Below are 11,973 nucleotides of genomic sequence, written 5' to 3'. Positions count from 1 at the left end.
CTAGGGGGCGCGAGCCGCCCGGAACGTCTACTTCTCCGGCGGGGCTTCCCGGCCCTCCGAGCCGCCCCTACCCGCCGCACCGCCCTTCCCCTCCGCGCCGCCCTTCCCCTCCGCGCCGTCCCTCCCCGCCGCGCGGCCGAGTGTGCGGTCGAAGGCGGTCAGCAACAGGTAGAGCACGCCGGCGACGAGCATGACCCAGGCGAGCTGGTGCATGCCGCCGGTGTCGGCGCGTTGCCCGAAGGACGCGGCGGTCGCGGAGGAGGCGATCATCGACCCGATGTAGGCGAAGGTGCGCAGCAGCCCGGCCGAGGAGGCGATGCGTTCGGGATCGGCCTGGAAGTAGACGGAGTTCTGCAGGGCCAGGTTGTTCAGCCCCTGCGGCACACCGAAGGCCAGGGCGACGACGAGCAGCGTCCACAGCGGGCTCTTCCCGGTGAGCGTCAGCATCACCAGACAGGCGACGATCTGTCCGGCCGCGCCGACCAACAGCTTCCCGCGCACGCCCGCGCGCCGCCCGGAGATGATCGAGACACCGATCGCCAGCAGGAACGTGGGGATCTGCACCAGCCCGGCATGGAAGGGTGTCAGCCCGTAGCCCTCTTCGGTCCACTGGCTGAAGCCGAAGAGGAAGGCGTAGGCGACGACGTAGGCGACGAGGGCGCGCCCGTAGGTGGCCAGGAGCGGGGTGTTGCCGCCGAGCACCCGCAGGTCGATGAAGGGGGTGGCGGCCCGCAGCTCCCGTACCGTGAACGCCGTCGCCGCGACGGCGACGATCACCAGCAGGTACCAGTCGCGCAGGTGCAGGTTCATCAGGAACAACAGCAGCGCGACGAGCATCGCGGCGAACAGGCCCATGCCGGGCAGGTCGATCTGGGAGGCCAGGCTCTCGCTCCGCGAAGTCCCGTCCCTGCCAGGTGACTTGGGCAGCCGCCACAGGCCCAGCAGCACGGCCGCGACGGCCAGCGGCACGTTCAGCGCGAAGGTGGCTCGCCAGCCGCCCGCCGCGATCAGCAGACCGCCCAGCAGCGGGCCGATGACGGCGATGGTCTGGTTGGCGACCGCCAGGGCGGTCAGCACCCCGCCGGGACTGTCGCGTCCGGTGCGCTTGGCCTCGCTGCGCAGCAGTGCCATCGCGGCGGGATAACCGGCGCAGGTGCCGAACCCGAGCAGGACGCGCGCGGCGATCAGCACGCCCAGGTTCGGCGCCAGGGCGCCGACGACACCGGCGACGCCGACGAGGCCCGTGCTGAGGAGGAAGAGCCTGCGCGGCCCGAATATGTCGATGAGCCGTCCCACGACCGGCTGCCCCAGCGAGGTGGCCAGGTAGAGGGCGGAGACCAGCCACGCGGTCTGCGAGGACGGCGCGCCCAGGGCCCTGCCGATGGGAACGAGCGCGACGGAGATGATCGTCGAGTTGATCGGGTTCAGGACCGAACCCAATATCATCGCCGGCAGCAGCCGCCGGTCGAAGCCCGGCCGGTCCGTCTCTCTCGTGGCGTCCGCCCTCGTGTCAGTCACGTGTCAGCCGTTCCAGAACGGCCATGGCAGCGATCACGTCCTCGCGTTCCTTCTCCGTGCACTTGGTCTGCAACTGACCGGCGAGCCATTCCGTCCGGGCCTGCCGTCCCTCCTCCACCCGGCGGTGGCCCTCCGCGGTCAGCTCGATCAGCAGGCGCCGCCCGTCGGCCGGGTCGGGGGTCCGCTCCACCAGCCCCTTCGCGGCGAGCGATGCCACCGTCGCCGTGACCGATTGGTGCCGCACTCCCTCGGCGGAGGCCAGCTCACTGGCCGTGACGCGCCCCTTGCCGGACAGGCGGGCCAGGATGGACGCCTGGCTCAAGGTGATGTCCTCGACCTCGGAGGCGTTCAGGATGCGGCGGCGCAGGCGGCTGATGACCGCGCGGACGTCACGCGACGCCTGAACCGCCGAGGGCGACAGGCTCGGGTTCTCACTCATGCCCGCCACGCTAATTTCCACAGGCTTAGCTGTCCAGTCTCACCTGTACAGTGCAGGCTGCGCGAATGATCGTCGCCCGGCATGGAACGCCGATGGATCCGGTCGTCGACACCGGTCGTCGACGCCACCAGCCATCGGCATTGGTCATCGGCGTCGGCCGTCGGCGCGGCTCGGCACCCGTCATCGGCGTCGGCCGTCGGCGCGGCTCGGCACCCGTCATCGGCGTCGGCCGTCGGCACGGCGCGGCACCCGTCATCGGCGTCGGCCGTCGATGCGGCGCGGCATCAGTCGTCGCCGATGCCGGTCGGAGCGATCGCCTCCCCGGAATGCCGAGGCCTCGGGACCGGCGCCGCTCGCGGCCGGGCCGTTCACCCCGCGCATAATTCACCCGCAGCGCAAAGCGGCCGGCGCGGCTCGGCCGCCGACTAGCGTGACGGCATGGAACTCGTCCCGCTCACCCCCTCCGTGTGGCAACTGCCCTTTCCCGTCGGCCATGTTCACCTCGTCCGCCTGCCGGACGGGTACGCCCTGATCGACACCGGCGTGCCCGGATCGGCCCCGGCGATCCTCGACGCCCTCGGCCGGATCGGCGGGCGTCCCGGGGACATACGGCAGATCGTGCTGACCCACTCCCACATCGACCACATGGGCTCGGCCGGGGACCTCGTCGCGGCCACGGGCGCCCAGGTCCTGGCCGGCGCCCTGGACGCGCCGTTCATCCGCGGCGCCGCGCCCGAGCCGGAGCCCGTCCACACCGCCACGGAAAAGGCCCTGCACGAGGAGATCACGGCGGGCCTCGCCGACGCGGGCCTGCCCGCGCTGAGGCATGTGCCGGTGGACGTCGAGCTGGGCGAGGGCGATGTTCTCGACGGCTGGGCCGAACCCGTCCACGTCCTGCACATCCCGGGACACACCCCCGGCAGCATCGCACTCCACCTCCCGTCGAGCGGTGTGCTGTTCCCCGGAGACACCGTCGCCACCGTGGACGGCCGGGCGGTCCTCGGCCCGTTCAACGTGGACAGGCTTCAGGCCGTCGCCTCCTTCCGGCGGCTGGCCGCGCTGGACGTGGAAACGGTCTGCGTGCCCCACGGCCTGCCGCTGACCGAGAACGCCGGCGCCGCGCTCCGGGCGGCCACGCCGGAGACCGACTGGGCGTGACCGTCGCTGCCCACCGCCGGCTCCCGTCGTCAAACGGGCACGCCGACGACACGGCGGGCAACCAGAATTGACCTTTTGTCATCGGCTGACCACTTCACGGCCTTGCGGTGTGTTGCGGCACATATCGATCCTGGAGCGCATCCATCGCGCTGCCGAAAGGAACCGCACCATGACACACCGTAAGGTCTATCTGGCGGTGGGCAGGACGAACACCCGGATCTACCGCTTCGACCCCATCGACGGGGACACCCGACCGGCGAAGAACGTGCTGGCGTACAAAGCCGGTTACACCGCCATGGGCGCGCAGTACCGGGGCGACGACAAGGAACCGCTGCTCTTCGCCGTCAGCGGCAACCGGCTGGTCACCATCGATGTGGAGGCCGGCACGGTCTCGGACGCGCCCGTCGACGGGCTGCCGAGCGGACTGACCTGGTACGACGGAGACATGGACCCGGACGGGAAGTCGCTGCTCGTCGCGGGCGACCCCGGGGCGCCCAGCTACACGATCGACGTGGTGGCCCGGACGGCGACCGCGGGCCACCATCCGGGCTCCGGGCGGTGGGACGACTTCGCCCATCACCCGAAGGACGGTCGGCTGATCTCGGTCGAGGGCGACAACGGCGATCTGCTCCACATCGATCCCCGGAAGGACCCGATGAGGACCGTGCTGAAGCGGAGGGTGTTCCCGCCCGCCGAGGCCAGCCGGTCCGGCGGCTCCCGGAGGTCGTACTCGGCCACGTTCTTCGACTCCGTCGGCCTCTTCTACGCCGTCGACTCGGCGGGCAACGTCAACCGTCTCGACCTGACCGGCGACACCGTGCCCGACCGGGCCGAGCGGATCGGTCACGGGAAGATCCCCGTCGACGGCCTGGAGGTGATGAACGGGGCGGGGCGCATCACGCCGATGCCGATCGCACCCAGCTACGACGAGATCGTCGTGACCAAGAAGCTCAACGGCTCGTGGCAGAACTACGACCCCCAGGGACGGGTGTACAGCTACGAGCTGACCATCACGGCCGTCGACAAGGCCGACCGGCGGGGCAAGGCGACGTCCAGGTTCCGGATCTCGTTCGACCTGCGGGCCGCACACGGGGCGAAGGCCGTGGCGTCCGGCGTTGACGTCACGTACGCGGACGGCAAGGTGTACATCGACTCCCAGGCCGATCAGCTCCTGGAGGCGGGGAGCTCGCGGCCGATCGCCGTGCAGATCACCGTGCCGGGCGATCCCGCGACGCTGCCGGCCGAATACCCGCTCGACGGGCTGAGGGCCACCCGGCTGGCCTGACGGAGCCCCCGGACCACCGCTGCCGCCACCGCCACCGCCGCCGAGACCACGTCGGGGCGGGCCACGCGGTCGCGGTGGTCCGGCGGCGGCCCCGCCCGGCCCCGACGCCGTCCCCCGAATCCCGGCCGCCGACCCGTGACCGCCCTGGCCGCCCTGGCCCCTTGCCGCCCTGGCCCCTTGCCGCCCTGGCCCCTTGGCCCCTTGGCCCCTTGGCCCCTTGTCGCCTCGGCCCGTTGGCCCGCCGCCGGCCCGCGTTGTCGGAGGCGTCTGCTGCAATACCCCGTATGACTGCGCCCGACATCGCCCGCCGGCTTCCCGGCATCGCCGCCCTGCGCGACCTGTGCCGCTCGATGGCCATGGTCGAAGCGATCCTCGAACCCGACCTCCCGTACCGCCGGCACGGCTTCGACGCGCACTGGTCGAAGACCCGGCAGCTGGCGTGGATGGCCAGCGGAGGGGGCGACGAGTACTCGGTGGTCTTCTCGTCCGACGGCGTCTACATCCGCGGGTTCGACCACGAATCGCCCCTGAGCCCCTGGGCGGGGAACGGGACTCCGTGGCCGGGTGTGCTCGACTCGGTGCCGGAGGTGTTCCGCCCCCTGGTCGAAGAGCCGTCCTTCGCCACGGACGGGGTTCCGAAGGTCACCGTCTGCCTGTGGCGGGAGAGCGGGGACCCGGAGTGGCGGACGGGGCGGATCGATTTCGGCGGAGCCCGTCGCGACGACGTCGACGGCGCGCGCTACCTGTTCGGCTTCCTGACCGACGGGAACCCGGAGAGGTATCGGGACTGGGCCCAGGACTACTACGGGAAGCCGGTGGACCTCGACGCCGTACGCCATGTCCACGCGCTGCGCCCGCTGACGCCCGAGGTGGTGTCCGCGCTGAACCCGGAGGTGACGCCGGCCCAGCTGCGGGCCGCCGTCGAGGCCATCGGCTATCCGCGGGCCTCGGCCGGCCGGAGTGCGTGAGGACCGGCCGACGGCCGACCGGGCGTCCGGGGACGGCGGCCGGAGGCGCTGCGGGCGGAGGGTTCGCGTGCGTCGAGCCTCCGCCGCGGCGCGTGCACGAAGAGCGGCCGAGGGCCCGTCCTCGAACGGGCGTCGCGTGGCGGGCGACGGTTCGAGGACGGGCCCTCGGGTGAAGAGACGGGCTCTCAGCGCTTGGTGCTGCTGTTGAACAGTGAGCGCGACCAGACGTAGCCGACCAGGGCGATGCCCGCGCACCAGGCGAGCGAGATCCAGCCGTTGTCGCCGATCGGGGAGCCGGAGAGCAGACCACGCAGGGTCTCGGTCATCGGCGTGAACGGCTGGTACTGGGCGAACCAGCGCAGGCCCGGCGACATCGAGTCGGCCGGCACGAACGCCGAGCCGAGGAACGGCAGGAACTGGATCAGCAGCGGCTTGTTGCTCGCCGACTCCACGGTCTTGGACATCAGGCCGAGCGCGGCCGACAGCCAGGTCACCGAGAACGCGATGGCCGCGAGGAGGCCGACGGCGGCCAGCCACTCCAGCGGGTTCGCCTCCGGCCGGAAGCCGACGGCGACCGCGACCGCGACGACCAGGACGACGCACACCATCGTCTGGATGACGCTGCCGATGACATGGCCCGTCATGAACGAGGAGCGCGTGATGTTCATGGTGCGGAAGCGGTTGACGATGCCCTCGGTCATGTCGGAGCAGATCGCGATCGAGGTCGACATCGAGCCGGCGGCCACCCCCATGACGATGACGCCGGGGGTCAGATAGTTCAGGTACTCGTCCCGGCCGCCGCCCATCCCGGCGCCGATCGAGTCCCCGAAGGCGTACACGAACAGCAGCAGCATCAGGATCGGGGTCATGGCCGCGCCGAATCCCACCGCCGGATAGCGGAGGGCGTGCTTGAGGTTGCGCCGCAGCATCGTCATCGAGTCGTGCACGGCGTAGGTGAGGGTGCTCATCGCAGGGTCTCCTTGACGTGAAGCGGGGTGGTGGCGGCGCCGGTCCTGGTGGTGCCGTCGCCGGTGAGGGCGAGGAACACGTCGTCGAGGTCGGGGGTGTGCACGGAGAGGTCGGCGGCCCGGATCCCGGCGGCGTCGAGCCGGTCGAGCAGACCGCGCAGGGAGTCCAGCCCGCCGTCGCCCGCCACGCGCAGGGCGAGGTTCTCCTCGTCGCGGGCGGCCCCGGGGAACGCGGCGACCGCGCGCTCGTACTCGGCGGGGTCGGTGAACCGCAGCCGTACATGGCTGCCGGGGATCCGCGCCTTGAGCTCGTCGGCGGAGCCCTCGGCGACGATCCGGCCGCCGTCGAGCACGGCGATCCGGTCGGCCAACTGATCGGCCTCCTCCAGGTACTGGGTGGTGAGGAAGACCGTGGTGCCGCCCGCGACCAGCGAGCGCACCATGTCCCACATGGTGCGGCGGCTGCGCGGGTCGAGACCCGTCGTCGGCTCGTCCAGGAAGATCACCTGCGGGTCGCCGACCAGTGTCATGGCGATGTCGAGCCGGCGCCGCATGCCGCCGGAGAAGGTCGCGGCCCGCTTGCCGGCGACGTCCGCGATCCCGAACCGTTCCAGCAACTCCCGGGCGCGGGAACGGCCTTCGCGCCTGCCGAGGCGCAGCAGATCGGCCATGAGGAGCAGGTTCTCCTCGGCGGTGAGCAGGTCGTCGAGCGCGGCGAACTGCCCGGTGACGCCGATCGCGACCCGTACCCCGTCCGGCGCGGTGGCGACGTCGTGGCCCGCGACCCGGGCCTGCCCGCCGTCGGCGGCGATGAGCGTGGACAGGATCTGCACGGTGGTGGTCTTGCCCGCACCGTTCGGTCCGAGCAGGGCGAACACGGATCCGGCCGGGATGTGCAGATCGATGCCGTCGAGGACGGTCTTGTCGCCGTACGACTTGCGCAGGCCGACGGTGGAGACGGCGGCGGGCGGCTGCGCATCGGCACGTCTTGGTGTGGGCATGACAGAAGAAGGCATGGGGTCCTCCCGTTCGAAGGCTGAAGACAGTGACTGAGAAGCGGGTGAGGCGGGGCGGCGCGGGTCGGGCGGGGCCGCCGGGCTCAGGGCCCGGGCGCGGCGGACGTCGATGTCGCCGTGACGGACCCGGGCGCGGCGGACGGGGTGGGCCGACGCCCAGCCCGGGCGCGTATGGGAGTGGGCGACGCTCAGGCCCGGGCGCGGCGAATGTCGATGTTGCCGTGGCGGGTCCGGGCGCGGACCTCGACGGTGTCCTCGGTCTTCTCCGGGCCCTCGGAGGCGGTGAGCGTGTTGCGCACCTGCCCCAGGCCGGAGCTGACGTCGAGCCAGGCCGCGGTGCCCTCGCGCACGCCGACCTCGATGGAACCGTTGGAGGTCTCCAACTGGACGTTCCCGGAGGCGACTTCGGCGACGCGCAGGGCGCCGTGGGCGGTGGTGGCGGTGACCGAGCTCTCGGCGCACCCGATGGTGATGTCACCGTTGGCGCCGCTCACCCGCAGGTCCCCGATCGCGGTGCCGACGGTCGTGGCGCCGTGCGAGTTCTTCAGGACGGCGGGGCCGTCGACGGTGCCGACGCTCAGGCTGCCGGAGCTGGTGGTGATCTCGGCCAGGCCCTCGACCCGGTCGACGGTGATCGAGCCGTGGGCGGCGTTCAGCTGGAGCGGCCCGGTCGTGTCGAGGCGCACGTCGCCGGTCGAGGTCTTCACCCGGACCTCGCCGAGCCGCCCCTCGCCGAGCACCTGGGCCCAGGCGCCGGTCACGTCGACGCGTGAGCCCGTGGGCAGTTCGACCGTCACGTCGACGGTGCCGGTGCGCCCGACGAAGTAGCGCTGCTTGGGCGTCCGGACGGTCAGGACGCCGCTCGCGTACGTGACCTCGGTCTGTTCGGCCGACCGCACGTCCTGGTCCCGCTCGGGGTCGCGGGGCCGGACCTCGACGACCGTGTCGAGGCGGTCGCCCGCGGTGAACTGGACGGAGCCGGCGGACACGTGGGCGGTGGCGTTGATCGGCTCAGGGGTCTCGAAAGAAGGCATGGCTGTTCCGTCCTCATGGGTCTCGTGGGCGTCCCCGCTGGTGGGACGTGGTGTGAGTGAAGAAGGGCGGGCGTGGGCGCGGTCAGCGCACCCAGCCCGTGAAGCTCTGTCCGATGGTGCGGGCCTTCTCCGGCGTACGCGGCTGCGCGCCGCCGCCGACCGCGGCCGACACGGCCCGTACCAGCCACGCGTTGACCGACAGGCCCTCGCGGCTCGCGGACTCCTCGGCGCGCGCCTTGAGGTGGGCCGGCAGGCGCAGGTTGACGCGGGCGGTGCCGCCCTCGTCGCCATCGGCGGGCGACTGCGGCGGGAGCGGTTCGACGGGCGCGACGGCCGCCTCCACGGGAACGCCGGCGGCGGGCGGGGGCGTCACCACGAAGTCGGGGTCCAGCCCGCGCAGCCGTACGTCGACCGAGCCGGGGGCGAGCTCGCGGGTGATCTCGTCCATCGCGGCGGAGAGCACGTTGAGCATGGTCAGACGAGTCGCCGACTCCAGAGGAGCGGTCAGCCGCTCGGCCAGCTCGCGGGCGTCCTTCCCACCAGCTTCGGCGGCCACCGCAAGCTCGCGGCGAAGGGTTTCGACATACGGCGTGAGGTCCATGACGTCATCATGGCACCACGATGGCACCATACGCAAGCCCGATTGGCACCCAGCATGGCGCGAACGCGGCCGCAACCGACCACAGCCAACTTGAGCTGCGAAAACACAGAGAAGGCGACCCGCGCCATCGGGACGCCATACCCAGTTACGCACCCCCAGAGGAGAGAAAGAACGCCGGATGGCGCAGGCTGACACCGAGATGGCACCACATGACACCGGATGGCACCGCTTGACGCCGCCACGGCACCATGGCACCACGGCACCACGCAGCACCATCTGACGCCCCCAGTGCCATCTGACGCCACCCAGTGCCATCTGGCACCACCTGACACCGCACGGCACCACCTGACGCGGCGCGGTGTCGTAAACAGAGCGGCACTCCGCGGCGGCCGGCCGACCACCGCGCCCTTCGACCCGTTCCGACGGGGCCCACCGAGAACGACCGCACTCGGCCATTCATGACCGATAGTCGCCTTCCGGTGACACACCGATCTCCCCGGTTGGTTTCATGGACCGGCCGCACGAGGAGGCGCGGCAGCCGGGGAGGGGTGGGAATGCCGTGGGGCAGCGGATATGCGGACACCGGCGGGCGCGCCGACACCACGGGTCGCCGACGCCCGGGACGGGCCGGTGAGTAGCCGCCGTCCGGTACGGCGGCGTACGGCTCGGCCGCGCCGACGCCAACGCCGACGCGGACACCCCGCACAGGTCAGCGGCGGTGCCGTTCTGGCGCTCGCCCTCGTCTCGCTGTGGGCCGTCAGTCGGTTGGCGCACTGGGTCGCCGGGCACTTCTGGGTCGTACCGCTCGTCCTCGGGCTCGCCGCCGCAGGGGCCGTTGTGTGGTGGCGGGAGCGGCTCCGACGTGTCCGCCAGCGGCGGACGGCCGCCCGGGCCCTGCGTTACCCGATGGCGCGCCTCGACCAACTGCACCACCGTGACTTCGAGTTCGCGGTACGGGATCTGATGTACCGCGACGGCTGCACCGACGCGGTCCAGGTCGGTGGCGCCGGGGACAACGGCGCCGACGTCAAGGCCACCGACCCCTACGGCCGGCGGTGGGTCATCCAGTGCAAGCACCGCCGCGCCGGACTGGCCGGGGCCGCCGTCGGAACGCCCGATCTCCAGGTCCTCAACGGCACAGGTCGGCCCGTGCACGGGGGTGACGTCATCGTCCTGGTCACCAACGGCCGCTTCTCCAAACCCGCCCTGGACTTCGCCAGGTCACAGCGCCTGCACCTGGTGGACCGGTCCACGCTGGCCACCTGGGCCGGCGGCGGACGTCCCCTGTGGGAGCTGCTGCGCGCCGTGCCGCCTCCCCGGAGCCCGGGGACGTCGACCTGACGACGCGGGGCGTCCCCTGCCCCGCCGCCGTCAGGGGCATGACGCCCGGATGGCGACCCGCCCGCCCGGGAACGGAACGGACGGACCGGCGTACGACCGCTCGGCAGACGGCAGACAGCAGACGGCGGACGGCCGGACGGCCGGACGGCCGGGCGGACGGTACCGCCCGGCCGTGTGGGAGTTCCGCTCCTCGCTCAGCCGCTCAAGGAACGGGTCAGAAGACGAACGGCCCCGGGGACTGAGCGGTTGTCGCGTTGCAGGTCGCGGTGATGCCCATGACCACGACCTTGAGGGACTTGGCCTGCAGACTGTCCCCCGAGGCGACGGTCCCGCTGAGCGGGCCCGTGGACACGGGGCTGCCGGCCGGAATGGTGGGGTTGGAGCTGCCGGTGAACGTCACCGTGCTCGTGCCCTTGGTGAGCGTGAGCGTCGATTTCACGGAGTTGGCCCCGACCTGGATGGGGGCGGTGATGGCGGAGGTCGAGACGTTGATGGTCGCGGCCGTGCCGTTCTGGGTGGCGGTGAGGGTCGCGCTGCCCGAACCGTAGATGCCGCAGTCGAAGGAGATGGTGGCGGTGGTGGGGCTGACCGCGCCGGCCGTGGGGGCCAGCGCGAGCGTGCCCGCGGCGAGGGCGGAACAGACGCCTATCCGCCGTATGCCATGCCTCATGGTGGTTGACCCTTCGTGTGGGGGGATCGCCGGCGCGAGTTCGCCGTGCCGCGCCGGGAACATCGCCTGCCCCTGACGCTTCGTCAGGGGCCCTGGCTCCCCCATTGAGGCACGACCCCCTTGAGACGACAAGGCACACCGCCATGATTTTTGACATGCTCCGACCAATCACCTGGCGCGGCCGATGACCGGGAGGCCTCGGTTCAGCGCGAGCGGCGAGGACTGGCGGGTACCTGATGCACTCGGGCACGCTCAGCGACGAGCGGGACGCCGAAAGGGGGCTCGCTCGATGTGCCACCGCTGGGTGGGCCTGGACGCGCCGCTCCCCGACGTACGCGCAGCGCTGCGGCTGTGGTCATCGCAGCGCCGGCGGCCGTCTCGTCGGACAGGCGGGCGGCAATCCTGTCACGGTCAGGACGCTCCGCCGTAGAGCGACCGGAAGTGCACCAGCGTCTGATGGTCCGGGTCGGATTCCGTCAGCGTGTGGTCGTCCTCGATGACACCGTTCTCATCCCACTGCTTCGCCCACAGCGCGATGCCGTACTCGTACTCGCCGTCCTCCGCGAGTTGCCCGTTCCTGTACCACTCCCGAGCCCGTCCGTGCAGCGCCCCCCGTGCGAACGTCGAGTCCACCATGGGCTGCCCAGACGGGTACCACTCCTTCGTCGGCCCCCACCGCAGGCCCTCCCGGTAGGTCGCCTCGGACCTGAGGGCGCCGCCCTTCTCCGTGAACGCGACCCCGGTGAAGGGCACGTCGTCCAGGTAGTGGAGACCGTCGTCTCCGAAGCCCACCCGGTCCGCCGGGACTCGATCCATGGAGATCTCCTAGCCTTCTTGCCTGTCTTGCCCGTGTGGTTCGACGGGCGCACCCTGTCGGCCGGCCGGTCCGCAAGTTCCGCCCGTTGCCGGTGACTTGTGATATCCGCTCCGATCCGATTCTGCCAAATCGCGAGGGTCGCCCAAGGAGCGCTGTCG

General features: G+C 71.7%; 12 protein-coding genes. 4 read left to right on the top strand and 8 right to left on the bottom strand.

Annotated elements, in window-relative coordinates; translation table 11 throughout:
• Positions 1-27 precede the first annotated feature (27 nt).
• Both WA762_RS17010 and WA762_RS17005 read right to left on the bottom strand, forming a co-directional pair.
• Positions 28-1,446, bottom strand: a complete 1,419-nt coding sequence (locus WA762_RS17010) for an MFS transporter (protein ID WP_335936597.1) — start codon at positions 1,444-1,446, stop codon at positions 28-30.
• A gap of 64 nt (positions 1,447-1,510) precedes the next feature.
• Positions 1,511-1,957, bottom strand: a complete 447-nt coding sequence (locus tag WA762_RS17005; protein WP_335936590.1) for a MarR family winged helix-turn-helix transcriptional regulator — start codon at positions 1,955-1,957, stop codon at positions 1,511-1,513.
• A gap of 438 nt (positions 1,958-2,395) precedes the next feature.
• Between WA762_RS17005 and WA762_RS17000 the strand changes: the two genes are divergently transcribed.
• The 3 genes from WA762_RS17000 to WA762_RS16990 all read left to right on the top strand — a co-directional run bounded on the left by WA762_RS17000 (position 2,396) and on the right by WA762_RS16990 (position 5,368).
• A complete protein-coding gene (locus tag WA762_RS17000; RefSeq protein ID WP_335936589.1) occupies positions 2,396-3,115 on the top strand; it encodes an MBL fold metallo-hydrolase in 720 nt (239 codons plus the stop codon).
• Between the two features lie 169 nt (positions 3,116-3,284).
• Complete coding sequence (locus WA762_RS16995) at positions 3,285-4,400, top strand: DUF6923 family protein (protein ID WP_335936588.1); 1,116 nt, start codon at positions 3,285-3,287, stop codon at positions 4,398-4,400.
• Positions 4,401-4,684: 284 nt separating this feature from the next.
• Entirely contained in the window at positions 4,685-5,368 is a 684-nt protein-coding gene (locus WA762_RS16990) for a hypothetical protein (protein ID WP_335936587.1), read from the top strand.
• A gap of 185 nt (positions 5,369-5,553) precedes the next feature.
• On the opposite strand, the gene WA762_RS16985 is transcribed toward WA762_RS16990, so the two are convergent.
• The 4 genes from WA762_RS16985 to WA762_RS16970 form a co-directional block, all read right to left on the bottom strand.
• Positions 5,554-6,336, bottom strand: coding sequence for an ABC transporter permease (locus WA762_RS16985; protein ID WP_335936586.1), 783 nt, complete (start codon positions 6,334-6,336; stop codon positions 5,554-5,556).
• Entirely contained in the window at positions 6,333-7,337 is a 1,005-nt protein-coding gene (locus WA762_RS16980) for an ATP-binding cassette domain-containing protein (RefSeq protein ID WP_335936585.1), read from the bottom strand. The genes WA762_RS16985 and WA762_RS16980 overlap by 4 nt, the downstream gene beginning before the upstream one ends.
• Before the next feature lie 203 nt (positions 7,338-7,540).
• Positions 7,541-8,386 (bottom strand): DUF4097 family beta strand repeat-containing protein, encoded by an 846-nt coding sequence (locus WA762_RS16975; protein ID WP_335936584.1) that lies wholly within the window; start codon positions 8,384-8,386, stop codon positions 7,541-7,543.
• Positions 8,387-8,468: 82 nt separating this feature from the next.
• On the bottom strand, positions 8,469-8,987 hold the full coding sequence (locus tag WA762_RS16970; protein ID WP_335936583.1) for a hypothetical protein: 519 nt from the start codon (positions 8,985-8,987) through the stop codon (positions 8,469-8,471).
• Between the two features lie 630 nt (positions 8,988-9,617).
• On the opposite strand from WA762_RS16970, the gene WA762_RS16965 reads away from it, so the two are divergent.
• The gene (locus WA762_RS16965) at positions 9,618-10,328 is read left to right on the top strand and encodes a restriction endonuclease (RefSeq protein WP_335936582.1); all 711 of its coding nucleotides are present in this window, start codon (positions 9,618-9,620) and stop codon (positions 10,326-10,328) included.
• A gap of 214 nt (positions 10,329-10,542) precedes the next feature.
• On the opposite strand, the gene WA762_RS16960 is transcribed toward WA762_RS16965, so the two are convergent.
• Together WA762_RS16960 and WA762_RS16955 are read right to left on the bottom strand one after the other, a co-directional pair.
• On the bottom strand, positions 10,543-10,998 hold the full coding sequence (locus tag WA762_RS16960; protein ID WP_335936581.1) for a hypothetical protein: 456 nt from the start codon (positions 10,996-10,998) through the stop codon (positions 10,543-10,545).
• A 411-nt stretch (positions 10,999-11,409) separates the two neighbouring features.
• Positions 11,410-11,814: a toxin-antitoxin system YwqK family antitoxin gene (locus WA762_RS16955; protein WP_335936580.1), complete on the bottom strand. Its 405-nt coding sequence runs from the start codon at positions 11,812-11,814 to the stop codon at positions 11,410-11,412.
• Positions 11,815-11,973: the final 159 nt, after the last annotated feature.

This window comes from Streptomyces tyrfis (genome assembly GCF_037034285.1).
Classification (GTDB): Bacteria; Actinomycetota; Actinomycetes; order Streptomycetales; family Streptomycetaceae; genus Streptomyces.
Note: the sequence above shows the minus strand (reverse complement) of the source record. Positions and strands in the feature narration are given on the sequence as shown.